The 23,428-nt window shown below is 52.2% G+C and carries 22 protein-coding genes; 7 read left to right on the top strand and 15 right to left on the bottom strand.

Annotated elements, in window-relative coordinates; translation table 11 throughout:
• The first annotated feature begins 72 nt into the window (after positions 1 to 72).
• The 5 genes from H5P27_RS03760 to H5P27_RS03740 all read left to right on the top strand — a co-directional run bounded on the left by H5P27_RS03760 (position 73) and on the right by H5P27_RS03740 (position 6,968).
• A complete protein-coding gene (locus H5P27_RS03760) occupies positions 73 to 1,062 on the top strand; it encodes a 3'(2'),5'-bisphosphate nucleotidase (RefSeq protein ID WP_185659044.1) in 990 nt (329 codons plus the stop codon).
• Between the two features lie 291 nt (positions 1,063 to 1,353).
• Positions 1,354 to 2,601 (top strand): TolC family protein, encoded by a 1,248-nt coding sequence (locus H5P27_RS03755; protein WP_185659043.1) that lies wholly within the window; start codon positions 1,354 to 1,356, stop codon positions 2,599 to 2,601.
• 24 nt (positions 2,602 to 2,625) lie between these two features.
• Entirely contained in the window at positions 2,626 to 3,501 is an 876-nt protein-coding gene (locus H5P27_RS03750; RefSeq protein ID WP_185659042.1) for a PAS domain-containing response regulator, read from the top strand.
• Positions 3,501 to 5,735, top strand: a complete 2,235-nt coding sequence (locus H5P27_RS03745; RefSeq protein WP_185659041.1) for a type I secretion system permease/ATPase — start codon at positions 3,501 to 3,503, stop codon at positions 5,733 to 5,735. The genes H5P27_RS03750 and H5P27_RS03745 overlap by 1 nt, the downstream gene beginning before the upstream one ends.
• A 36-nt stretch (positions 5,736 to 5,771) precedes the next feature.
• On the top strand, positions 5,772 to 6,968 hold the full coding sequence (locus H5P27_RS03740) for an HlyD family type I secretion periplasmic adaptor subunit (protein WP_185659040.1): 1,197 nt from the start codon (positions 5,772 to 5,774) through the stop codon (positions 6,966 to 6,968).
• 87 nt (positions 6,969 to 7,055) lie between these two features.
• Here the strand turns inward: H5P27_RS03740 and H5P27_RS03735 are convergent, their stop codons facing one another.
• The 9 genes from H5P27_RS03735 to H5P27_RS03695 all read right to left on the bottom strand — a co-directional run bounded on the left by H5P27_RS03735 (position 7,056) and on the right by H5P27_RS03695 (position 13,562).
• A complete protein-coding gene (locus tag H5P27_RS03735; RefSeq protein WP_185659039.1) occupies positions 7,056 to 8,219 on the bottom strand; it encodes a porin in 1,164 nt (387 codons plus the stop codon).
• 99 nt (positions 8,220 to 8,318) lie between these two features.
• Positions 8,319 to 8,534, bottom strand: coding sequence for a hypothetical protein (locus H5P27_RS03730; RefSeq protein ID WP_185659038.1), 216 nt, complete (start codon positions 8,532 to 8,534; stop codon positions 8,319 to 8,321).
• Between the two features lies 1 nt (position 8,535).
• The gene (locus tag H5P27_RS03725; RefSeq protein ID WP_185659037.1) at positions 8,536 to 9,129 is read right to left on the bottom strand and encodes a cytochrome c oxidase subunit 3; all 594 of its coding nucleotides are present in this window, start codon (positions 9,127 to 9,129) and stop codon (positions 8,536 to 8,538) included.
• A gap of 32 nt (positions 9,130 to 9,161) precedes the next feature.
• Positions 9,162 to 9,587, bottom strand: a complete 426-nt coding sequence (locus H5P27_RS03720) for a cytochrome C oxidase subunit IV family protein (protein ID WP_221774595.1) — start codon at positions 9,585 to 9,587, stop codon at positions 9,162 to 9,164.
• A 32-nt stretch (positions 9,588 to 9,619) separates the two neighbouring features.
• A complete protein-coding gene (locus tag H5P27_RS03715) occupies positions 9,620 to 10,198 on the bottom strand; it encodes a cytochrome c oxidase subunit 3 (protein WP_185659036.1) in 579 nt (192 codons plus the stop codon).
• A gap of 24 nt (positions 10,199 to 10,222) precedes the next feature.
• Entirely contained in the window at positions 10,223 to 11,938 is a 1,716-nt protein-coding gene (locus H5P27_RS03710; protein WP_185659035.1) for a cytochrome c oxidase subunit I, read from the bottom strand.
• Complete coding sequence (locus H5P27_RS03705) at positions 11,931 to 12,665, bottom strand: cytochrome c oxidase subunit II (RefSeq protein WP_185659034.1); 735 nt, start codon at positions 12,663 to 12,665, stop codon at positions 11,931 to 11,933. The genes H5P27_RS03710 and H5P27_RS03705 overlap by 8 nt, the downstream gene beginning before the upstream one ends.
• Before the next feature lie 44 nt (positions 12,666 to 12,709).
• On the bottom strand, positions 12,710 to 12,850 hold the full coding sequence (locus H5P27_RS03700) for a hypothetical protein (RefSeq protein ID WP_185659033.1): 141 nt from the start codon (positions 12,848 to 12,850) through the stop codon (positions 12,710 to 12,712).
• A gap of 58 nt (positions 12,851 to 12,908) precedes the next feature.
• Entirely contained in the window at positions 12,909 to 13,562 is a 654-nt protein-coding gene (locus tag H5P27_RS03695) for a c-type cytochrome (RefSeq protein ID WP_185659032.1), read from the bottom strand.
• Between the two features lie 410 nt (positions 13,563 to 13,972).
• On the opposite strand from H5P27_RS03695, the gene H5P27_RS03690 reads away from it, so the two are divergent.
• Positions 13,973 to 15,826, top strand: coding sequence for a response regulator (locus H5P27_RS03690; protein ID WP_185659031.1), 1,854 nt, complete (start codon positions 13,973 to 13,975; stop codon positions 15,824 to 15,826).
• Between the two features lie 30 nt (positions 15,827 to 15,856).
• Here H5P27_RS03690 and lepB read toward each other — a convergent pair whose 3' ends face one another.
• Positions 15,857 to 17,179, bottom strand: coding sequence for a signal peptidase I (gene lepB / locus H5P27_RS03685; protein ID WP_185659030.1), 1,323 nt, complete (start codon positions 17,177 to 17,179; stop codon positions 15,857 to 15,859).
• 106 nt (positions 17,180 to 17,285) lie between these two features.
• Entirely contained in the window at positions 17,286 to 19,082 is a 1,797-nt protein-coding gene (lepA, locus tag H5P27_RS03680; RefSeq protein ID WP_185659029.1) for a translation elongation factor 4, read from the bottom strand.
• A gap of 86 nt (positions 19,083 to 19,168) precedes the next feature.
• On the opposite strand from lepA, the gene H5P27_RS03675 reads away from it, so the two are divergent.
• Positions 19,169 to 19,348, top strand: a complete 180-nt coding sequence (locus H5P27_RS03675) for a hypothetical protein (protein ID WP_185659028.1) — start codon at positions 19,169 to 19,171, stop codon at positions 19,346 to 19,348.
• Here the strand turns inward: H5P27_RS03675 and fabD are convergent.
• From fabD to H5P27_RS03655, 4 genes are all read right to left on the bottom strand, one after another.
• Positions 19,345 to 20,250 (bottom strand): ACP S-malonyltransferase, encoded by a 906-nt coding sequence (gene fabD / locus H5P27_RS03670; protein ID WP_185659027.1) that lies wholly within the window; start codon positions 20,248 to 20,250, stop codon positions 19,345 to 19,347. The two genes, H5P27_RS03675 and fabD, sit on opposite strands and share 4 nt — an antisense overlap.
• Before the next feature lie 143 nt (positions 20,251 to 20,393).
• The gene (locus H5P27_RS03665) at positions 20,394 to 21,956 is read right to left on the bottom strand and encodes a sigma-54-dependent transcriptional regulator (RefSeq protein ID WP_185659026.1); all 1,563 of its coding nucleotides are present in this window, start codon (positions 21,954 to 21,956) and stop codon (positions 20,394 to 20,396) included.
• A gap of 79 nt (positions 21,957 to 22,035) precedes the next feature.
• Positions 22,036 to 22,536 carry a M50 family metallopeptidase gene (locus tag H5P27_RS03660; protein WP_185659025.1) on the bottom strand — a complete coding sequence of 167 codons (501 nt, stop codon included), beginning with the start codon at positions 22,534 to 22,536 and terminating at the stop codon, positions 22,036 to 22,038.
• 8 nt (positions 22,537 to 22,544) lie between these two features.
• Positions 22,545 to 23,321 (bottom strand): alpha/beta fold hydrolase, encoded by a 777-nt coding sequence (locus H5P27_RS03655; RefSeq protein ID WP_185659024.1) that lies wholly within the window; start codon positions 23,319 to 23,321, stop codon positions 22,545 to 22,547.
• Positions 23,322 to 23,428: the final 107 nt, after the last annotated feature.

The raw sequence follows: 23,428 nt of genomic DNA, 5'->3' as shown, positions 1-23,428 counted from the left end.
ATTTATAGAGCATTTCGATCGCCCCTGTTAAGACTTTCTTGCTCCAGTCGGCACGCTTTCCATTGTCGCGGTATGTCTTTCGAACAGGAACTCAACATCGCCAAAGAAGCAGTACGCAAAGCATCCCTTTTGTGCGCCGCCGCCCAACACGGACTTATCGACTCCGAGAAGCATGATAAAGCCGACAAATCGCCAGTTACAGTAGCCGACTACGGAGCTCAAGCTCTCGTGTTGTCTTCCTTGGCGACCGCCTTTCCAGAGGACCCAGCCGTTGGCGAGGAAGACTCCTCCGATCTTCGCAAGCCTGAGAACGCGGAACTCTTTTCGAAAGTCGTCGAATACGCCCAAAAGATCGATTCCGAGCTCGATGCCGATTCCGTGCTAGCGGCAATCGATCGAGGCAACCACGAAGGCGGCTCCACTGGGCGTTTCTGGACCCTCGACCCCATCGACGGTACAAAAGGATTCCTGAGAGGCGAACAATACGCCGTGGCTCTGGCTCTGATCGAAAACGGAGAGGTGGTTCTCGGTGTCTTGGGTTGTCCAAACCTGCCCGTCGACCCCGCAAACCCAAATTCCGAAAAGGGATGTATTCTATATGCAGTTAAGGGAGAAGGAGCCTTTCAAGCGCCTTTGAGCGACATCGGAACGGGCAAATCCATATCCACCGACTCCGTGAGTGACCCGGCCAAGGCGGTATTCTGCGAGTCCGTAGAGTCCGGGCACACCGCCCACGGCCGCTCGGCCCAAATCACCGAAGCTCTTGGAACCGCCGTGGAACCGTTTCGCATGGATAGCCAATGCAAATATGCTGCCGTTTCACGAGGACAAGCATCGGTCTACTTGCGTCTGCCGACTCGTCCAGGCTACGAGGAAAAGATTTGGGACCACGCGGCAGGTTACATCGTGCTCCTGGAAGCAGGTGGCAAAATTTGCGATACACTGGGTAGCCCACTCGACTTTTCGATTGGTCGGACTCTAAAGGAGAACAAAGGAATCGTAGCAACATCTCCTAGAGTTTATGAACCAGTGGTAAAAGCAGTCGTCGCATCGGGTCAGTAGAACAAGGCTACCGCCTTCCCGAATCGTGCCCTGGGAAAGTATTTTCTGCAAAGGGCGCGTATTTTGAGGGATCAGAGCCGCGTTGGAGGCTCTGATCTGAGTTTTCGTACCAGTTCAACTACTACTTCTCCCTAGTTCCTAGGTTTTTTTACTCTAGGCGGTCGGGAGCTAAAGTTTGGATTCTGGAAAACGATATTAGAGTGCCGAACCTAAACAGTTAGCACTCTGAAAACTCAAAATCACAGTCTATCCACGCAAGACAGCGGATCACCTCGAAGCCTCTGGTCTCGCTTGTTTATAACCGCGACTCTCGCAGGTCTGTGCTGTTCCGCTCCGATTTCAGCTCAGTCACTGAGCGAAGCCCTCAGCGCCACCCTTGAGCGCTACCCGCAAGTGAAGGCTCTCGAATCGAGAGTTCAGATCGAATCCGAAACTCTGAATTCCGAGCGATCCAACCTTCGCCCCCAACTCTCGCTCAACCTCCGCGGAGGTGAAGAACGTTTCGGAAACGAAGATGGAATCCAAGTCTTCGGCGAAACAGGAAACGCAGCCTTGAGCGGCCGCCAGCTACTCTATGATGGAGGCAACACCCGCCACCGAATTTCCGAAGCGCAAGCAAACCTCGCCACTAGCGAGCAAACTCTGCGTAAGACCAAAGAGGAAATCGCTCTCGAGCTCGTCACGACTTACACCAACGTTCTCAAGTATACCCGTCTCATCCATCTCGCAGAACAGAGCGTATACCTCCACCAGGATGCCTTGGAGAAGATCAGGGAGAAATATCGTGCCGGAGCGGGCCCTAAGGCGGATGTCATGCTCGTCGAAGCTCGCTTGGCGATGGCGAAAGCTAGCCTGGAGACCCGTAAGCGACAGCTTAATACAGCGAGCGCCAAATTCGTGAAACTGACGGGTAACTATCCGACTCATCTGATCGAACCAGAATTTCCAACTTGGGCCGTGCCCGAATCTATCGACGAGGTAAACCTCGACAAGAACCCTAGCATTCGAGCTGCCCACTCAGAACTGCAAGCGAGCTACTCACGCCGCAAAGTCGCTGAAAGCTCATTTCGTCCCAAGTTGAACTTCGTAGTCGAGGGCGATGTGGAAGAATCCAATCGCTACGAAAAGGTCCAGGAAGACGCGATGGCCCTTATTACCCTTTCCTACAATATTTTCGACGGCGGAAAGCGGAGAGCCGAAATCAACAAGGCTAATTCCCAGATCAGCGAAGCAGACTGGAAACTCCAAGGTGAACAAATCCAAGCAGAAACCGAATTCGCCAATGCATGGAACGACCTACTCTCCATCGACGAGAGAATCTTCCTCCTCCGAAGCCACCGCGATTCGATGGAAAGCGTTGTAGACGCCTACCACGACCAGTTCGAGTTGGGCAAACGACCCCTCATCAACCTTTTGGACGTAGAAAACGAACTTTCTTCAGCTCGAGCCTCAGTCGAGGAAGAACGCTTAAACCGCCTGCAAGCCGCTTATCGCCTTCTAGCAGCGATGGGCATCCTTAGCGAATCCATCAACCAATAGCCCACCAACATCCCTTAAAATCCAATGAGTTCCGAGCAAGAGACAAGGACCGGCAAAGGCTCGCTCAGAGTCCTCATCGTTGAAGACTCCAAGATAGAGGCCAAATTCACCGTCAACCTGCTGAAGAAAAACGGGTACGAAGTTGCCAGCGCTCGCGTGGAAACACACGACGACATGAAGGAGCAGTTGGATACCGCAAGCTGGGACATCGTCATCTCCGACTACCAGATGCCCGCCTTCGACGGTATGAAGGCCCTGCAGCTCTTCCTTTCCTACAATCTCGACATCCCCTTCATCCTAGTTTCCGGCAAGATCGGAGAAGAGACCGCCGTCGACCTCATGAAGATGGGCGCTCAAGACTACATAATGAAGGGCAATACCGCCCGACTCATTCCTGCGATCGAGAGTCACTTGAAAGATGCCGCCAACCGGCGCGAAAAAGTACGACTCGAAAGCAAGCTACGGGAGAGCGAAGCTCAATATCGAGGCTTCTTCGAAAATGCGGCCATCGGAATCTTCCGCTGCGATGAGCAGAGCAATATACTCGACGTAAACGAATACCTAGCCACCTCGCTCGGTTTCGAATCGAGAGAGCAATGCCTCAAAGCCTCGGAAAAACTCGTCCCCGAACTCTACGATTACCAAAGCCACGTCGCCTCAACAGTGGCCCTCTCCGACCAAGCCCAGAAGGGCGGACGCTTCGAAGCGATTTTCCACCGCCAAGACGACTCCATCATGGAGTCGGTCGTGAATGTCTGGTCCATCCAGGACGCTACCAACGGCAAAATTGTCCTGGAAGGCACCATCGAGGACATCACCGAACAACGCGAGTTGGAGCGTAAGTTGCGCGAAATGGAGCAACTCCACGAATCCCTCATAGATCTGACCAGCAACCTATAATGATCTCCGACAAGAAAAACCAAAGGCTAGCTCCTACGGTACGGACGACAGCGCCCAAACCTCGTATTCCTGCTAAGGATACGGTGGAGTCTAACGCCAATTCCGACACGGACACTCGCGTATTCGACGATCAATTGCTGGATTGCCTCATTCTAATCGGCAAGCTGCACGACCGTCAGCTATCTGGAGACGTACTCACAGCTGGGCTACCTCTCGTAGATAACCGTTTGACCCCTCGCCTCTTCGTGCGAGCGGCCAATAGCGCTAATTTCTCAGCACGACTCGTAAAACGAAAACTCGGAGCGATTCCCGAACTGGTCTTTCCGTGCGTATTGTTGCTTAAAGACAACCGTGCTGCGGTTCTAACCGGAAAGAACTCGGAAGGCTATACAGTCATCCTACCGGAAACAGGATCTGGCCAAATCACTTTGGACGCAGAAAAATTGGAATCTGAATACATCGGCACTTCCATTTTCCTGAAGCCGCAATTCGCCTTCGACTCCCGAGCGGGCGAAGACGAGAGCTCCATAAAATCAAAGAACTGGTTCTGGGGAACCCTTTGGAAATACCGCAAAGTCTATCGCAACGTCCTAATTGCAGCGGTATTCATAAATCTCTTCGCCGTAGCCGGTTCCATGTTCGTCATGAACGTGTACGACCGCGTGATTCCTAACAATGCCATTGACACGCTCTGGGTTCTGGCAAGCGGAGTCACCCTGGTATATGGTTTCGACTTCCTCCTAAAGACCTTGCGCAGCGCTCTGATAGATAAGGCAGGGAAAAACGCAGATATCCTCCTCTCCAGCTTCATCTTCCAGCGAGTGCTCGGCATCAAAATGGAGCACAAACCTGCATCTGCTGGTAGCTTTGCGAATCAGGTAAAGGGCTACGAGAGCCTCCGTGAATTTTTCACATCGGCAACTCTCGCCACCATGGTGGACCTACCCTTTGTACTCCTCTTTATTGGATTCATGTACTTCATCGCCGGATGGGTGGCAGCGATCCCTGCAGCTGGTATCATCATTATCCTTACACTGGGAGCTATTCTGCACTTCCCACTGAAAAAGGCAGCCCTCGCTTCGCACGGTTCTTCGGCCCAGAAACACGCGCTCTTAGTGGAGGCCATTGGTGGATTCGAAGCGATTCGCGGACTCTCGGCATCTGGGATCTTCCAACGAAAGATGGAAAACTTCCTGGGTACTTCCGCCAAGAGTGAAGTCGCTTCTCGCCGCATTTCAGCAGCCGCCATGAACTTCACGGTGTTCGTTACCCAAATGGTATCAGTCATCATAGTGGTCGCTTCCGTATTCAGAATTCGTGACGGAGAAATGAGCATGGGGGCCTTAATTGGTTGTACCATCCTTTCCGGAAGAGCCATGGCTCCCATCGGCCAAGTAGCATCTCTACTTTCCCGTCTGCAGCAGTCCCTCGTGTCCTTGAAAGGATTAAACGAGATCGTGGATCTCCCTCAGGAGCGTGAAAGCGACCGCAACTATATTCGCAAGGAGAACTTCCGTCCGAGCATCGAATTCAAGGACGTTTCATTCTCCTATTCGGAAGACACCGAGCCAGCAGTCAGAAATGCAAATTTCACAATCGAGCCGGGCGAAAAAGTAGCTATTCTCGGTCGAGTGGGATCCGGAAAAAGTACCTTGCTTCGCCTGATCCTCGGTTTCTATCAACCGACTTCTGGCATGATTCTGGTAAACGGTACCGACATTCGCCAACTCGATCCTGCTGAACTTCGCCGACGCATCGGTTACATCGCTCAGGACAACAACTTGTTCTTTGGCTCGCTAAAGGAAAACATATTGATGGGAGCTCCTTGGGCGGACGAAGAAGATCTGCTGGAAGCATCCACCATCTCAGGAGTGGAACGCTACGCCTCGCGTCACCCAATGGGTTACGACCTTCCAATCGGCGAACGTGGAGAGCGACTTTCCGGTGGACAACGCCAAGCGATAAACATTGCCAGAGCTCTTATCTCCAAGCCACCTGCCCTCGTCATGGACGAGCCAACAAGCGCCATGGACGCCAACGCGGAGCGTGAGTTCATCGCGAGCATGGACAAGTACGCTAACGAAGCAGGCCGTACTCTCGTACTCTCTACCCACAAGCCATCGATGCTGAAACTTGCAGATCGAATCATCGTAATGGACCAAGGCCGCATCGCCGCAAACGGACCAAAAGCCGAGGTTATGCGTCAACTCTCAGGAGGAGCCGGCAGAAACTAGGCCACGACTCAAGCAACAGCTCCAACAATTTCCCAAATGAAACCAACAAAGAGCGATCTCGACTTCGTAGCAGATTCCAAAGCTGCTTTTCTGGAAAACCGGAGTCCTTACGCAAGTATGCTTCTCCTCGTAATCGTAGGCCTCGCAGCCGCGTTTACCTTCTGGGCCGGTACGTCTTCCGTCGACGAAATTACCAAGGGCCAAGGTAAAATCGTTCCCGGAAAATTCCTTCAGGTAGTACAAAACCTTGAGGGCGGCATGCTCGCCAAACTCAACGTTTCCGAGGGCGATGTCGTGCTAGAAAAGGATCCGCTCCTCGAACTCGATACCACCGCTTTCACAGCTAATCTCAATGACAGCACCACCCAAAGAGACAGCCTGCTAGCCACGATCTCCCGGCTCGAGGCGGAAGCCTCCGATAGATCAAAAATCGAATTTCCTGAACAAATCTTGGAGAAGCGTCCTGATCTGGTGGAGAGTGAGACCCGTCTCTTTGATAGCAAACGAGTCAACCTAGAGGAGAGCATCCAACACCTCACCAAAAGTTTGTCCCTTAAAACGGAAGAGCTCGAAATGACACGACCTCTCGCGGAAAAGGGTATCGTATCTCAAGTGGAATTACTTCGACTCGAGTCGGCTATGAACGACACAGAAGCGGAACTTGCACGTATCCGCTCTGAGTATACAAAGGACGCCCTCGCTCAAAAGAGCGAAGCGGAAGTTCAACTTGCCCGCATTGAGCAAAGCATCGTCGCATTCAAGGACAAAATTCGTCGCGCCAGCGTGCTTGCTCCAGTAAGCGGCATCATAAACAAAGTTCATTTCAATACCATTGGTGGCGTCATTCGCTCGGGCGAGCCTATCATCGAAATCGTGCCGCTCGAAAACGAACTCATCGTGGAAGCGAAGGTTCTTCCTTCTGACATCGCGTTCATCCACCCGGGCCAAGAAGCTACGGTGAAACTAACGGCCTACGACTTCTCGATCTACGGAGGACTCAAAGGAGTCGTTGAGCACATCAGCGCCGACACGATGATGGACGAACAAGGAGATAGCTACTACACGATCCGAGTTCGCACCGGCGAGCGAACCCTAAAAACCGGCAAGGAAAAGTTTAAGGTCATACCTGGCATGCAAGCCGAGGTCGACATCTTGACCGGTGAGAAAACGATTTTGGATTATATCTTCAAACCGCTCATGCGCGCCAAAATGAACGCTCTCACCGAGAGATAGTTCATCTCCGATACACGAATTTTGAAAGCCATGGATAGTAAGTATCCATGGCTTTTTCATTCATTCGAAGGACGAGCTTTTGCTATTCTAGAATTTTATCTGAGTCCGAGCCCGAAAACCGGATACGATCTCTTCGACCGCATTCAAAGGTCCTGGTCCGCTCAAAGCATTGCTTCCCTCACCCCACTCATATCCAAGAGAAAGCTTTAAATTGTTACCCTTGAGATAGAAATTTGATCCTAAGTAGAGAGAATCGACGTTTTCATAAGTGTATCCAGATGACGGTGCCTTCCGAATAGCTGAGGACAATTTGAGCTTGTAGCCATCGGTATCCACTTGCGAATACCGAACGAGCAACTCGACCGTATCTCCAAACATTCGGGAACCTTGTAGATGCCACCCGATGGCTGAATTGGTTTCGCCCTGCCCCTGATCGATCTCACCTGCAGTTGCCTCGAATTTCACTTCGATTTCGGAAAACGATAGATTGCTGAATACGGAGGCCGCAAAGATGTCACCCGCTCCCTCTAACGGCTTGTAAGCGAGATCTACGCCGGTCTCGTGTTCAACTTCGGGTGAGAAGGTCCCCTTTTTCGAAAGTCTCAGGTAGGAGGCAAAATCCCCGCCAAATAGGTCGGGCCAGTCCGAGTCCGCTTTGACATTGTGCGTCACGCCAAACACCGAGTTCCAGCCATCCCCAAAATCGTGATACTGGTAGACTCCCGCGTGGTAACTGCCGATCCCAACCACTTCATTCCAAAAACGTGTATTTGCCGATCGCTCGATGGGCTTAACGTTAGCGCTGGAGGTCGTATCTTCGTATCCAAATGGAGACTTCTGATAACCAACGAAGAGTTTATCACGCTTGCCTAACTGAATCTCTAAGCGAGCAACTTGGTTTTTCACCACCCTATCGGAAACATCGGCGAGATAGTTGATTCTCAACTGCTTATTCAGATCGAGCTTAACTCCAGCCATGAAACGGCGAAAAAACAGCCTGTCCGCCGAAAGCTCAGATTCTTCCCCATCAACCGTTAGATTCGAATCGAGATGGTCGAACTGCGGATGAAACCTACCGCTGAGTGAAAGGTTTTCGCTGAAAAAATCGCTAGCTCCCGAGTTCACCTCCTGCGACGAGGCGATCGAACCGCCGAAGTGGCCCATTAACGAAACCACCCCGAGAACGAGAGCCTTCCGATTTCTTTCAAACAGCCTGAAGCCAGTTGACGCCTTAGTTTGCCTAATCCCCATAACTGGGGCCGAACAAAAGACAGTTTGGTCTTTTGTTACAACACGGCAAAAAAGAAATTGAACCCGTTCGCTGTACCCACCCAAAGCGGAACGAAGTCCCTAGCGATACTTTTTGAAGATGTAGTAAACCACACCGCCTATCATCATGAGAGGCAAGAAACTCAAAAAAGCAGTAGTCGCGTAGTAGGCTGCTCGCGACTCATCGTTGCTCACAACGCAAACCGAGCAAGCTTGAGCTGTAGCAGTCCACAGCGAGAACAAGGTCGCAGAAAATACGAACTTCTGAAGAAGGCGTGTGAACGAATTCGTTTTCATATTAATCAAGGTAAACGAGATAATAGAGCACCGGCCATACACCGACAACGAAGTACCAGAAGGTCTGCCCAGCACGGAAGCTTTCGAGGCGAAGAGTCCCTTTTCTAAATTTCAGGAATAATCGAATTTGAGCAATAATCGCTCCCACCGCGTGCGCTGCGTGAGCCCCTATGATGAGATAGAAAAAGGCTCCGTAGTTTCCTGACTGCACTGTCAGTCCCTGGCCAAGAATTCGTATCCACTCGAAGCCTTGGAAAAGTACAAAAAACGTCCCTAGTCCTACGGTGAGCAAAAACAGGCTTCTGCTCTTGTCTCCAAAGCCCTCCCTGCTGAAGGCCCGACCAGCGAGATACATGGTAACGCCACTGGCCAACAATACTAAGGAATTGAAGGCAGTCGCTCCAATCGGCAAGCGAGGTTGATCGATAGGAGGCCACTCGATCGCATTCGCCTTGGAGATCATGAAAGCGCTAATCAATCCTAGGAAAAACATCATCTCCGCCATGATGAAGACAATGACGCCTAGCACGCTATTAGGGATGGCAGGAGCTCGTACTGCCCCTCCTTCGTCAGGTAATCCTGCTGCGTATCTCATGATTCAGAGCTTCTTGGTTAGTGGAATCGAAACTAGTGTTCTGGAGAATCCGCGTGTTCTTCGTGGCTCTCTTCGGAGTGGCCTTCGGAATCGTGCTCACCATGGCCGCCTTCACCCGCAGCCACTTCTGGCTCGACGTAGGTCTTCTCCCAATTGTGCCCTTCGGACATCATAGAGTCCGTGGCAGAGCCAAAGAAGAAGACAAACAGAAGCGCCACCATTGATAGCAAAATGTAGGGAGCATAGATCTTCTCGAACTTCAGGTGCATGAAGTAAGCGAGAACGTAATAAGCTTTAACGAGAGCAATACCGAATGCAGTTACGAGGATAACAATCAGTCGCGTAACGCCTTCAAGCCCCATCAATTCAGCTACCTCCGGTCCCGCGACAGAAATCACGAAGAGCACTAGCAGCATGATGTAGATCTTAAAGTAACTTGGATGATTATGTGCTGACATAATAAATATTTCCTAGGTTGAGGCTTTCCGAATTACTTCGCGATGTAGAGAAGCGGGAACAGGAAGATCCAAACGATATCCACAAAGTGCCAGTAAAGGCCGATGTTTTCCACGCGGTGCCAATTCTGTTCATTCTTGATATCTTTCTCGGCGATAATGGCCATGATGACCATACCGCAAACGACGTGAAATCCATGAAGCGCCGTGGCTGTGTAGTAGAAACTCCAAAAGTTGCTGGTTAGGATCGTGTATCCGTGTGAGATCTCAGTGGCGTACTCGTAAGATTTGAATGCCATGAAACATCCACCCAAGGCAATCGTCAGCCAGATGTATTTACGAGTCTCTTTGGCATCACGCCTCTCGGAAGCAGCGTGAGCCAAAACGACGAAGTAACTCGACGTCAGCAGCCAGAACGTGTTTGCGCCCCCAATGAAGGTGTTGGTGTGAGCAGCGGACTGCGCCCACGACCCGTGTAGGAAGCGGTTGATGAGGTAGGCAGCGATGAGACCGCCAAAGATAACGATTTCGGAAGCGATGATCCACCAGACGGCAAGACGTCCTGTGGGGATACCTGTTGCGCTTCTGCCTGTTGCGACAATTTTGTGACCCATTGTGCTTAGTGTAAAATTTGGTTCTTACTTAGAAGGTTCGTTTTGAGGCCAGTAATCCTCTTCCCTGCCTTCGACAGAGTACTCGTAGGGTCCGCGATAAACCTCAGGAAGGTTGCCGCCAAAGTTTCCGTGCGGAGCTGGTGAAGTTGCCACCCACTCCAAGGTGTTCGCCTTCCAAGGATTGTTTCCGGCTTTTTTACCGCGCTTGAGGCTAACGATGAAATTCACGAAGAACGGAATCTGGAAGAGAATCAGGACAATCAGAGAACTGGTGGCAAAAACGCGCAAGTCCTGGAAGTTCTCGGTGTAGAGGTCTGGATACGCTGTATATCCAGCAATACGGCGGTGCTGGCCGGCTGCTCCCAAAATGAACAATGGAAGGAAGATGCCATTAAACGGGATTACAGTACCCCAGAAATGGATCTTGCCCCAACGTTCGCTGAGCATCTTTCCAAACATCTTCGGAAACCAGTAATAGATCGCCGCAAAGGTTCCGATGATCGCGATCGGTACGAAGGTGTAGTGGAAGTGAGCCAGTACGAAATAAGTATCGTGCAAGTAGATGTCAGTACCACTTGAGCCGAGCCAAATACCTGTCACGCCGCCGATCAAGAATTCGGCGATGAACGCGAGAGCGAACAGCATGGGCGTCGTGAAGCGGATCGAACCACCCCACAGTGTGCCAATGAAGGCAAAAAGCATGATCGCTACCGGGATGGAAATCAGGAGCGTGGTGGTGGTAAAGAGATAAGTGGCTCTTGGGTCCACGCCAGAAATGAATTGGTGGTGAGCCCAAACGAAGAAACTCAAGATGCCCAATCCGATAGAGCTGTAGAGAATCATCTTATAACCGAAGAGCTTCTTGCGAGAGAAGGTACAGATAATCTCAGCAACAACCCCCATGGCCGGAAGAAGAACAACGTAAACTTCCGGGTGTCCGAAGAACCAGAACAAGTGCTGCCAGAGAACTGGGTCGCCTCCCGCTGCCGGATCAAAAAAGGTAGTCCCCAAAGTCTGGTCGAAAAGCAACATCACCGAGCCTGCTACGAGCGGTCCAACCGACGCCATGAAAAGAATCGAGGCGATGACAATCATCCAAACCACCATAGGGATGTCATAGAGACGCATCCCCTTGGCTCTCGCATTCATCAGCGTAGTGATAAAATTAATACCTCCGAGGAGGAACGCGATAATCTCCAAGGTCACCGCAATTAGCCACATTGGAGCTCCGAACGGAGTACCGTTGTACTGAGGGTTTGATGAGAGTGGCGGATACGAGGTCCATGCCCCTCCGAAACCACCTTGCGGCACGAAAAATGAGCAAATGAGAACGATCGCACTGATTAGGAAAACCTGGTAGGATAATCGATTGATTTTCGGAAAGACCATATCGTCGCAACCGATCATCAGCGGGATGAGAAAGTTGCCAAGGGCAGCGACCAATACAGGCATCGCTACCCAGAAGATCATGATCGTTCCGTGATTTGTAACCAAGGAGTTGTAAGCCGCAGGAGAAACGACTCCAAAAAATGGAACTGAGGATCCCGGGAATGCGAGGTGCATGCGGAATACGTAGGAGAAAAAGCCTCCGATGACTCCCATAGCCATACCAGTAAACAAGTACTGGAAGCCAATGATCTTATGGTCGGTGGAGAAGCAGTACTTGCTCCAGAATGATTCAGAATGCCCGTGTTCTTCATCGTGGCCCACGGAAGCCGTTGCGGATGCGGTATTAGCCATTGTTGGAGGCCTCCTTCTTTTCGGATTCGTTTTGAGCGTAAGCAGTGTCGGGCTTCAAATGGTCGGGAGTGTTTTCGGCTACCCAAGCATCGTATTCCTCAGCCGAAGAAATGATGACACGCGCAGGCATGAACCCATGGCCATATCCGCACATTTCAGCACACTGGATATCCCACTCTCCTTCGAGAATCGGCTGGAAGTGGCCGCGGATGATTCGACCCGGTACCGCATCCTGCTTGAGACGGAACACCGGAATCGAAAAGCTATGCATCACATCGAGCGATTCCAGGTGGTAAGTGTACTGGGCGTCCTTCTTGAGGTGTAACTCATTGATCGTGGCGATATCATCCTCGGTACCGAGCTCTCCATCCATCCCTGCATGATAGAAAGTCCAAGCCCATTGCTGTGACACCACTCTGACTTCAGCGTCCGGCTCGGGCATATCAATCTTCACCTCATGCCAAACGACGAAGGTGTAACCTAAAATGACGAGGTCACACAAAAGGATAAGGTAGTGAGGCACTTCGACCGCCATTTTTTGGCGATGCGTCTCGCCCGTGATGTATTGCGCTTTTTGCCCCGGCTTGTGTCGGAAGCGGAAAACCACGTACAGGAAGAAGGCAAGTGTCAGCGTAAACCAAAACATGACCAGATACGTGATGATATCAAATAGCTGGTCGATGCTTCCGGCGAACGATGACGCTCTAGGAAGAAAATACTCTAGCATGGATGGATTAGGTTTTGAGAAAGTAGGCTTAAGCTGTCAGGCGCCTACACAAAGAAGTACCAGAACGAAATAATGGTAGCGGAGAACAAAATTGTTCCCACTAGGGTATACTTGAAGAGCCTACGCGTCAAAGCGTACGCATACTGCTCTTGTTCTGGATCCGGAGGGATTATCTCTTCGCTCATTCTGTCAGGTCTGTGGAAAAGTAAGCTGTTGTTGAATTAGGCAGGCGTTGGATTTGGCTTACTTCCCAAGCGTTTCGATGTAGGCAATAACATCTTTGATCGCTTGGTCGTTGGCCAAAACCATCGCCATTGGTCGCATTTGCGAACCAGTGATGTCTTCGGGATTACCTCCGCGAACGCCATCCTTAAACTTGTGGATCTGCGCTTCGAGGTACCAGTCGTACTGGTTCAGCAAAGAAGGTGCGTTCAGCAAATCGTTACCCGCTCCATCGACACCGTGACATGCTTGGCAAGTGGCGTACAAAGCTTTACCCGTTTCGGCGTTGCCACCCGTTAGTGTGGCTTCAACGGGTTTGCTAGGGAGGGAAGCAACATACTTTGCGACCGCTGCGATGTCTTCTTCAGAGGTGAGGAGCATCGACATAGGACGCATCTGCATACCGGTTGCGTCGGCTGGATCGCCGCCGCGATGTCCCGCCTTAAACTTGTTTATCTGAGCCGCGATGTACTTCTCCGACAGACCCGAAATCGCTGGCGCGTTGAGAAGCTTCATACCGGAACCGTCCGCCTGATGACAAGCGACGCAATTTGCGTACAACTGCTTACCACGCTCGTCCTGAGCGCTCGAGGTCGCGACGAACAAACTTGCAATGGCGCCAGCTAGGCCAATACGGAGAACTGACTTGGGGAGGTGCGATAGATCAAATTTCATGAAACATGGGTGACGGCCTTCGGATGCGCGTCAGTACTGCAGTTAGAGGTTGAAGTGCCCTGCCCTCGTCTCGACACAGCTAGGCGTTACGAAGCTCAAGAAACCGCTGGCAGAACTCGGCTAATACCCTTTCACTCATGGTTGATGTCAAGGCAAAAGGCCTTGAGATCTAAAGGGATAGGCCATCAAATTAGATCCTTTGTGAACTGCTCCAAAGCAAAATTAGAGAGCCTCAAGAGTCCATTGTGTGAATCATTTGCAACACTCGTAAATTTGCGTAGTAAAACATGTTTCAAAACCTGTCCAGAACCTCGCGAAATCCTCACTTACGATACCTTGGTACCGTTTCTCTAAACCCGAAGAGATAATTGCGTTCAAGCAGCGAGGGCACACCCTAAGGCAAGCTACCTATGCCAAAGCTATCCAATAGAGTCGAAAATACCATGAACAAGCCGAGCCCAGAGAACATGCCTCGGCGCATATTGGTAATCGACGATACCGAGCTAATTCACACCGATTTCGAGAAGGTCCTTTCAAGAACTCCGGCTAGCGAAAACGAACTAGCCTTGGAAGCTCTGGACCGAATGATCTTTGCAGAGGAGAAGGAGGCCGAGAGTTCAAAAGAGCCACGATTCGACTTCCAAGTAGATCACGCCCTGCAAGGTCAAGATGGTTTCGAGATGGTTGGCAAGGCTATGGAAGAAGGATCGCCCTACGCCGTGGCCTTTGTGGACATGCGCATGCCTCCCGGCTGGGATGGGCTGAAAACCGTTGAAGAAATTTCCGCCAAAGACCCGAACATCCAATTGGTAATTTGCAGCGCCTACAGCGACTACTCCTGGCGAAGCATCACCGAAAAAGTTGGTCAAACCGATCGTTTGCTCATTCTGAAAAAGCCTTTCGATCAGGCAGAGGTATATCAGCTAGCAGTAGCCTTAAGCGAAAAATGGCAGGCAGAGAGCGCCAATCGACTGTTGCTCAACAAACTCGAAGCCCAGGTCGAACGCCGCACCGAGCAGCTCACCGAAGCGAACGAGAAGCTCAATCGCCTGAATTCCGAACTTCAAATCGCCGCGGACGAAGCCCGCGCAGCGGAGCGAGCCAAGGGTAGATTTCTCGCTACCATGAGCCATGAAATACGCACTACATTGAATGGCATTATCGGGGCTTCGCATATGCTCAACCACAGCGAGAACCTCGCCGGCGAGGATCGGGAATTCGCCTCCATTATACAGACCAGCGGCGATGCCTTAATGGTCATCATCAACGACATTTTGGACTACTCCAAATACGAGAGCGGGCAACTTGAACTCGAGAAAATCCCGTTCTCCCTGCGCGATCTCGCTCGCGAATGCGTTAACCTGATGGATAGCTCCATCACCAAGCACAACATTTCACTGGAACTGGACTACGATCCAAACCTGCCAGAGTTGGTAGAGGGAGACCCGGCACGCATAAGGCAGGTTGTTCTCAATTTACTGAACAACGCCATCAAGTTCGGCCGAGACGGCATCGTGACCATGGCGCTTGCAGTTGAAGAGCGGAGCACAGGCAAACTGAAGCTCCGCATAAGCATTAAGGACAGAGGAATCGGCATGTCTCAAAGCACGGTGGACCGACTGTTCTCCGCATTTATGCAAGCGGACTCCTCGACCACCCGCGAATACGGAGGCACTGGGCTGGGCTTAGCGATTTGTAAACTTCTTGCCGACGCGATGAACGCCACTATCGAGGTCGATAGCAAACTAGGAGCAGGCACGAATTTCGCCTTCACGCTCGACCTCATGATTCCCGAGGAATCCACAAAACCGGTCGAGATCGAGAAATCGAATAGCCCGGAGCAAGAAACAGAGAGCGTGCGCAAGGCAGTCCATATGGACTTCGAAAGCAAGAAGGTGCTCCTCGTTGACGACAATGCGATCAACCGAAAACTCGGTTCCAAGTTTCTCAAGCAGATGAATATCGAAGTCGAACTGGCCACCAATGGTCTGGAGGCTTACGAAAAGGTAGTCGAAAACGAATACGATCTAGTGCTCATGGATCTTCAAATGCCAGAGCTAGATGGCTTCGAGGCTACCCAGAAAATCCGAGCCAGCAAAAGCCCCCATAAGGATGTGACCATCATCGCCTTGACCGCCAATGCGTTTAAGGAGGTAAGGCACCAATGCCATTCGGTCGGCATGCAGGACTTCATTACGAAACCCCTTCGAGTAAACGTTTTGAGCGAAGTGCTCAAAAAATGGATACTCGACCCAAGCCGGTAGCAGCAAAATCCTTCAGTAGCCGATCGCTTACTACTTGGCCAAGCCAAATCGCTTGGTAATCGGGTAATAAATCATAACAGGTCGGCCAACCACTGCGTCCTGAGGTACATAGCCCCAAACGCGTCCGTCCGAGCTGTTGTAGCTGTTGTCACCTATCGCAAAAAAGTGTCCTTCAGGAACAGTCTGGTCGGTGGATAAGTCTACAGAGATCCGATTCCCCTCCATCGTGGTGTAGCCGCGGTAAAGCCCTTCCTGCTTGGCGTTCTTCTCAAAGGCGACCGAACCTTCCGCAGGTTCGCCGTTCACCATCAAAGTGCTGCCATCGATTCGCACCTTGTCTCCCTCGGTGCCAACCAAGCGTTTGATATAGAACTTATCTTCCGCAACAGCTGGAATCAAATCAGTCTTGAAAACGAATCCGTCTCCAACTTTCGGTGACACAAAGTGGTAGGACATCCGATCCACAAAAAGCTGGTCACCCGTCATCAGATCGAAACTCAGTAGACTCTCCCCTTCCTCAACTTGCCGGCCTGTGCGCAACAGATGCAGGGTCACCTGCACGTTTTTCCCTGAACGCGAATCATAGACTGTTTCCGTAGCGGTGCCCGCAAACGAATTGGAGTTTGCTCGGATACGGCTTGGAACGCGATCGTAAGGAGTTTCGCCACCCTTTTCCTGCAAACGTTGCACGACCTCGCGATCGAATACGAAATCTGCAGGGTACTTAAACGAAACCCGTTCGCCATTGACGTAAAACGACCTCTCGATCCCAGGCGAATTGATGACGAAGTAGCGCTTCACATTGGCAGGCTTTTGGAAGAGCTCATAAATTCCGTTGCCAACCTGGAGCATGGGCACGAGCAATTCTCCGGACGCCGGAGCTTTCACCTCGTAATGGCTCGCCCCGAATGTCACAAACCGGAACGCTCTCGTAAGCGCGGACGGCTTTTCCGCCTCGTCCTTGTAGACCTCGCCCGTCATGCCGTAGTAAGTCGGCCACATCGAATTGGTCGGAATCTTAAATGGCTTGATGAAAAAGGTCGTGAACCCGACGTAGATGATCAAAGCGGCGAAGAAGAACTCTACGTTTTCCGCCAGCGACCCGCGAGGATAGTAGTTTCCGCCCACGAGTTCCATATGAGCCTTGAGAGACTCGATCGAATTGCGGAGGCGGCTATCGGCCGACTTGTTTTTAATCCCCGCCTTAACCTCTTCACTCAGGCTCAGCAGTGTGGCCAATTCCGATTCGCTCAGCCGATCCTTGCGGAAATGGTAAACCTTACCTGCATGGTAGAGCCAGTTTTTGGCGGCTTCCCTCAACTTGGAAGATTCAGATTTGAAAACGGAGAACATAAGAAAAGGCTTTGAAGGTGCCAGACAGTGGGCGTGGGCCGAAGATCCCGCGAGAGAAAAATAGGACGCTCATGCAGGATCGCGGTTGGAGGCTTATGCGGCCTGACTAATCATTCTTAAGCACCTTGATGAAGGCGTCGGGAGGGATCGATACGTTGCCGATATTCTTCATCTTGCGCTTACCTTCCTTCTGCTTGTCGAGGAGCTTGCGCTTACGGGATATATCGCCGCCGTAACACTTCGCAGTGACGTCTTTTCGCATGGTGCGAACATTGTCGCGAGCTACGATCTTTCCGCCAATCGCGGCTTGAACCGCGATCTTGAAAAGGTGCGGTGGAATGATGTCTGCCAATTTCGTGCAAAGCTCTCCTCCCTTGGTGTGGGCCTTGTCCGTGTGGACGATGGAGGAAAACGCGTCTACCGGCTCCCCATTGACCAAAATATCCATCTTCACAAGTTTCGCCGGACGGTAGTCGCCGAGCTCGTATTCCATGGATCCGTAGCCGCGAGTGATGCTCTTCAGACGGTCGTTGAAATCCACCAAGATCTCGTTGAGCGGGAGAATACACTCCAAAATCAGTCGCGTGCCATCGAGCGTATCGGTACGTTCGCAGGAACCACGTTTTTCCATCACCAAGGCCAAAATATCGCCCACGCTGTCGTTGGGCACGTGAATGTGAGCTACGATGGTTGGTTCGAAGATCGTTTCGATGTGCGAGGGATCGGGGAGATTGATCGGGTTATCCACTTCGATCTCTTCCCCATTTTGCTTCTGCACCTTGTACACCACGCTTGGGTAGGTGGAGATGATATCGACTCCGTATTCACGACGGATTCGCTCCTGAATGATCTCCATGTGCAGCAGGCCGAGGAAACCGCAGCGGAAACCAAAACCAAGAGCCACGGAGCTCTCCGCCTGGAAACTGAAAGCGGCATCATTGAGCTGAAGCTTCGCCATACTGGCTTTCAATTTCTCGAAATCGTTGGTTTCCACCGGATAGATTCCGCTAAAGACCATGGGGCGAACTTCTTTATAGCCCGGAAGCATCTCCGCGGCAGGATTCGCATTTTGCGTGATGGTATCGCCAACTTTGATATCTGCCGGATTCTTGATGTTACAAACCATGTAGCCAACATCACCCGCTTCCAAAGAATCCACCTTCTTCTGGGCCGGAGTAAAAACGCCGACTTCCTTCACTTCCGCGCGGGTATGGTCGCTCATCATCAGGACCTGATCCCGCGGTTTGATCGATCCCGAAAAGACGCGCACAAATGCGATCGCGCCTCGGTAAGCGTCGTAGAGGGAGTCGAAAACGAGGCAACGCGTCGCTTCGTAGTCGGTCCAACGAGGCGGCGGGATGCGGGTCACCACTGCTTCCAGAATATCCTCGATGCCGATACCAGTCTTGCCGCTAGCCAAAATGGCATCCTCCGCAGGAATCGCCAACAAGTCCTCGAGCTGCTGCAAGCAAAGATCCAAGTCCGCGCTGGGCAAATCGATCTTGTTGATGACTGGAATAATAGTCAGCCCCTGCTCCTCCGCTAGGTGGGCATTGGCGACCGTTTGGGCTTCCACCCCTTGAGCCGCATCGATCAAAAGCAAGGCGCCTTCACACGCTGCCAAGCTACGAGATACCTCATAGGAAAAGTCCACGTGACCCGGCGTGTCCGCCAAATTGAGCTGATAGGTCGTTCCATCCTTGGCAGGATAGGTTAAGGTGACTGGGTGGCTCTTGATGGTGATACCCCGTTCCCTCTCGAGGTCCATGGAATCCAGGTGCTGAGCCTCCAAGACGCGCTGAGCGACCGTGTTCGTGTATTCGAGCAGACGATCCGACAAGGTCGTCTTCCCATGATCCACGTGGGCGATGATACTAAAGTTGCGCTTGTTGACCGTCTCCATACCAAAAAACGGTAGAAGTTGATAGCTACCCGATTGACTGACAAGTCGGGAGTTTGCCAATTCGAGGGGGAATGAGGAGAATAATCATGACTTCACCTTCTCAGAGTTCTAGCGGTTTCGGCAAACGTCTCGCTTCCCAAGGAATACAAAGTCCACGAAACGCCAATCCACTCGAGCACAAAAAAGCAGGGCAACAAGACCCTGCTGGATTGGATGAGCGGGAAATCGACCCGCCCAGATTACTCGAAACGAGCAGCTTCGCTTAGGCCCGCAAATCCGCCCAAGTCTCGAAGGAGGCATTCGCCCAAGCGCGATTAGTCCGCTTGACCTGACCCTTCAATACGCCGCCAACTCCTAGTTCCCAGAACAAATCCGCTCCCTCGCCAGCAGCGCTAACGATGCAGTCCTCCCATAGTACAGAGGAGACGACTTGCTTCACGAGGGCTTCGCGAATGGCATCCGGCTCGGAGATTACCTTGCCCGTGGTATTGGTCAAAACGGTCAGCTGAGGAGCTTTGAATTCAATCCCAGCTAGGAAGGCTGCAAAATCAGCTCGAGCTGGCTCCATCAGGCGGCTGTGGTACGCGCCGGCCACGTCTAGCTCCATGATTCGGCGGAAACCGCGCTCTTTGCCGGCTTCGACCGCGGCCGCGATTTTTCCACTTTCGCCAGAGATTACGATCTGTCCGGGACAATTGAGGTTGGCCATCTCCACGTCCATTTCCTCGCAAAATGCCGCTACCGCGTCGCGTTCTACACCGATGACCGCCGCCATCGACCCATCTGTCGCTTCACAGGCTTCTTGCATGAGGCGACCGCGTTCGGCCACGACCTTAAGCCCAGTTTCGAAATCGAAGACGCCCGCTGCAGTCATGGCAGTGACTTCACCCAAGCTCAGCCCCATGGCGATCTTCACGTCGTCCAATTTGCCTTGAGACTTCATGATTTCGTAGACGGCATAGCCGTGCACGAAGAGAGCGACTTGGCAGACCTTCGTTTCCGTCAATGCCTCCTGCGGACCTTCAAAGGAAACTTCGGTCAGCTTCCAGCCGAGAATCTCGTCGGCCTTGTCATAGAGAGAGCGAGCGATTTCGCTGTTCTCATAGAGATCTTTTCCCATGCCCACCTTCTGGGCTCCTTGTCCGGAAAACATTAACGCGGTAGTCATAAGGGCAAACTTGCCAATCTATTTCCCTCCCACTGACAACCAAAAAAACCGAGCCACCGTCCGAATCCGGGCTCGGATTGAAATTTAGCGAAAAACCGCGACCAATCCCTTTGGCAGGAACGGCTTAGGGCAAACTTGCGTTCCTATCGCGAGGAGTACTCGTCCAAGCGCTTCTTCAGCGTATTGCGGGTGATACCCAGAATCTCCGCCGCTCGGGCTTGGTTTCCACCCGTTTCATCGATTGCTCGCTCGATCATTTGTCGCTCGATCAGGGACAAGATACGAAGCTCCTGCCGTTCCCGCAATTCGTGGTATAGCTTGTCGTAAATCGCTGGCAGCGAGATCGGCATCGCCTCGGGAACTGGCAAAACGGGTGCCGGAGCTGGTGGAGCCTCCTGCGGCATAGGAGCCGATTCAGTCGGAGCTACCGAGGACGCTGCTGCAGGAGCGGGCGCAGCCTGTGTGGCAGGATCCGCCACGGCTTGGCTCGCCGCCGGCGCAGGCGAAGCGACTCGCGAGCCGCGAATCGTGTCTGGCAAGTCTTTCAGCAAAATCGCGTCCCCTTGGGCAACCACGGCGCTGCGGTAGACCACGTTTCCGAGCTCGCGAACATTGCCAGGCCAATTGTAGGCGGTAAGGGCATTGAGAGCGTCCGCCGAAACGCGAGTCACGCGGGCCTTCCGCTCTTTGACCAAGTTTTGCAGCATGAAATCCACGATGTCCGGGATATCGCCTTTGCGTTCCTTGAGCGAGGGAACACGAATCCGGAATACGTTGAGTCGATAGTAGAGGTCCTCGCGAAACTCTTTCTCTTCAACCATGGTTTCCAGATCCTTGTTGGTCGCAGCGATCACGCGGACGTCGACCTTGATCGTTTCGGTGCTTCCGACTCTCTGGATTTCCCCTTCTTGCAGCACGCGAAGAATCTTGGTCTGGGTCGCCAAAGCCATATCCCCGATTTCGTCCAAAAAGATCGTACCACGATCGCATTGCTCGAAACGTCCGATTCGCTGGTTCGTCGCCCCCGTGAATGATCCTTTCTCATGACCGAAAAGCTCGCTTTCGATCAGGTTATCCGGAATCGCAGCGCAATTTACGGCCACGAAGGGACCTCCAGAGCGGAGACTGTGCTGATAAATGCTTTTGGCGATTAGCTCCTTACCGGTACCGCTTTCGCCGGTTACCAAAACGGTTGCGTCGCTGGCGGCCACTTGTCCGATAACCTTGAAAACTTCCTGCATCGCGGGCGAGCTGCCAACGATACCTTCCTTGTAGTCTTCGTAATTGACCTTCTTCTCGTACTGCTTCGCGGACTTCATGTCTTGCGAAGAGCTGATGGCCTTTTCCGCGATCTCGATAACCCTGTCTACATCGAAGGGCTTCATGATGTAGTCGTAAGCGCCAAACTTCATCGCTTCGATCGCCGTCTGAGCGGTGCCAAACGCGGTCATGAGCACGATTTGCAAACTGGAACTCGCGGACCGCATGTGCTGCAAAGTCTCGATCCCGGAAATGCCGCCCATTCGCACGTCGCACATGATGAGGTCCGGCTTCAAACCCGACTTGATCTTCTCGATCCCCTCCTCGCCGCTCGCAGCGGTCTCGATTTGGTAGCCGCGACTGCCAAGCACACGGCTTAGCGAGTAGCGGATCTCTTCGTCGTCATCGACTATCAAAATGGTGCTCATCGTTGCTTCAGCGGACATTCAAGGATGTTTCTCTGGGAAACTCCCTAAGGAGCGCAACCCATTAGATCCCTAGTTAGCAAATTTCATTCCCGTATTCTCACTGCTTGGACCTTAGCAAGTGCCACAGATCCAAGCCATCGCTGAGCCAGACCTGTCCTCCTTCGCCCTCTGGCCGGTATTCGATCGGCCAAATTGCTACGATAAATATCCGGAAATTGGCGATCGTAGCCGCGAGGCCAAAGATCCATACCCATTCCCCAACCTGGGAATTAACGGTCAGCGCCCCGAATCCGATTAACGCCGCCAGGCTCGCCATTGGCCCACCCAAAGCAACCAGAGCCTGCCGCCCACGCGTTTCCCGCCCGCGATCGTACCGCGTGAGGCCGTAGCGAAGTCCCCTCAGCGAGAGCCGTATCCGCAAACGCCCCACACCGAATGAAACGCACTTAGGCCCTTTTCCGATCTCCATTTCGATGGGCTGACGCGTAACGCACAGAGCGACAAGGGCGTGGCCCAGCTCGTGCAAAAAAACGCCTCCTACGATTCCCAGGGCGTAGCACAGGATCAGAAATAGAAATTTGGCGGCCAAGGGGATCATTTCGGAATTTAATCCCCTACAAACTCAGTCAGCAACGCCACAAATTCCTCTCGGCACTCGAAATGCGGATTGTGCCCGCTGTTGGGCAGCACCTCGATGGCGCTGGCGGGAAAGTAGTTTCTAAGGTTGGGAATCTCATCCCGCACGAAGTAGCGGCTTTTTCCACCCATGATAAACAAAGCGTCACCATCGTAGCGATCACCCTCCTCCAGCGGTGTATCCTCAATAATGCGACGATCCTCGATGATAGCGTCGATATTCACCTGCCAACGAAAGGCTCCCGTTTCCTCGTCCTTAATTAAGTTGGTAAGAAGAAATTTCCTCATCGACCAGCTAGCCACATGCGGCTCCAGCTGTGCCTCCGCGTCCGTGCGGGACTTGAGGCTATCGAGATCAACCGCCTTCATTCCGGCAAAATCATTGTCGTGATGCTTCGGATACAGGTGAGGAAAAATATCTACGACCACCAGCTTTCGTATGGCTTTCGGAAATTGACAAGAAAGCCGCATCGCCAGCTTCCCTCCCATGGAGTGTCCGACCAAAACAGGGGCCGCGTCCAAATATTCATCCATCCACTGCAACACGTCCTCAACCATGGCCTCGTAAGTGTGCGGACTTTCCCACGGTGAAGACCCATGATTCCTCAAATCCAAGCAATAAACATGGTACTTACTGGCCATCATTTGAGCGGCCGCCTGCCAATTTCGCGAAGACCCCAGCAATCCGTGCAAAACCACGACCACTGGACTGCCTTCTTCTCCGAATTCTCTAAAGTGCAAATCCATACGACCCGTTCATTCACGGTCCGGCAGACTCATTTCACAATGCAAAAACGGCCCAACCTGCCTCATTCGGACAATTCGAGCCTACCCCTAAACGCCTGATTCCGTGG

This window comes from Pelagicoccus albus, assembly GCF_014230145.1.
Taxonomy (GTDB): Bacteria; Verrucomicrobiota; Verrucomicrobiia; order Opitutales; family Opitutaceae; genus Pelagicoccus; species Pelagicoccus albus.
Note: the sequence above shows the minus strand (reverse complement) of the source record. Positions and strands in the feature narration are given on the sequence as shown.

Coding starts and splice junctions, on each gene's coding strand:
- H5P27_RS03760 (WP_185659044.1), top strand. CDS start 73: ATGTCTTTCGAACAGGAACTCAACATCGCCAAAGAAGCAGTACGCAAA.
- H5P27_RS03750 (WP_185659042.1), top strand. CDS start 2,626: ATGAGTTCCGAGCAAGAGACAAGGACCGGCAAAGGCTCGCTCAGAGTC.
- H5P27_RS03745 (WP_185659041.1), top strand. CDS start 3,501: ATGATCTCCGACAAGAAAAACCAAAGGCTAGCTCCTACGGTACGGACG.
- H5P27_RS03740 (WP_185659040.1), top strand. CDS start 5,772: ATGAAACCAACAAAGAGCGATCTCGACTTCGTAGCAGATTCCAAAGCT.
- H5P27_RS03735 (WP_185659039.1), bottom strand. CDS start 8,219: ATGGGGATTAGGCAAACTAAGGCGTCAACTGGCTTCAGGCTGTTTGAA.
- H5P27_RS03730 (WP_185659038.1), bottom strand. CDS start 8,534: ATGAAAACGAATTCGTTCACACGCCTTCTTCAGAAGTTCGTATTTTCT.
- H5P27_RS03725 (WP_185659037.1), bottom strand. CDS start 9,129: ATGAGATACGCAGCAGGATTACCTGACGAAGGAGGGGCAGTACGAGCT.
- H5P27_RS03720 (WP_221774595.1), bottom strand. CDS start 9,587: ATGTCAGCACATAATCATCCAAGTTACTTTAAGATCTACATCATGCTG.
- H5P27_RS03715 (WP_185659036.1), bottom strand. CDS start 10,198: ATGGGTCACAAAATTGTCGCAACAGGCAGAAGCGCAACAGGTATCCCC.
- H5P27_RS03710 (WP_185659035.1), bottom strand. CDS start 11,938: ATGGCTAATACCGCATCCGCAACGGCTTCCGTGGGCCACGATGAAGAA.
- H5P27_RS03705 (WP_185659034.1), bottom strand. CDS start 12,665: ATGCTAGAGTATTTTCTTCCTAGAGCGTCATCGTTCGCCGGAAGCATC.
- H5P27_RS03700 (WP_185659033.1), bottom strand. CDS start 12,850: ATGAGCGAAGAGATAATCCCTCCGGATCCAGAACAAGAGCAGTATGCG.
- H5P27_RS03695 (WP_185659032.1), bottom strand. CDS start 13,562: ATGAAATTTGATCTATCGCACCTCCCCAAGTCAGTTCTCCGTATTGGC.
- H5P27_RS03690 (WP_185659031.1), top strand. CDS start 13,973: ATGCCAAAGCTATCCAATAGAGTCGAAAATACCATGAACAAGCCGAGC.
- lepB (WP_185659030.1), bottom strand. CDS start 17,179: ATGTTCTCCGTTTTCAAATCTGAATCTTCCAAGTTGAGGGAAGCCGCC.
- lepA (WP_185659029.1), bottom strand. CDS start 19,082: ATGGAGACGGTCAACAAGCGCAACTTTAGTATCATCGCCCACGTGGAT.
- H5P27_RS03675 (WP_185659028.1), top strand. CDS start 19,169: ATGACTTCACCTTCTCAGAGTTCTAGCGGTTTCGGCAAACGTCTCGCT.
- fabD (WP_185659027.1), bottom strand. CDS start 20,250: ATGACTACCGCGTTAATGTTTTCCGGACAAGGAGCCCAGAAGGTGGGC.
- H5P27_RS03665 (WP_185659026.1), bottom strand. CDS start 21,956: ATGTCCGCTGAAGCAACGATGAGCACCATTTTGATAGTCGATGACGAC.
- H5P27_RS03660 (WP_185659025.1), bottom strand. CDS start 22,536: ATGATCCCCTTGGCCGCCAAATTTCTATTTCTGATCCTGTGCTACGCC.
- H5P27_RS03655 (WP_185659024.1), bottom strand. CDS start 23,321: ATGGATTTGCACTTTAGAGAATTCGGAGAAGAAGGCAGTCCAGTGGTC.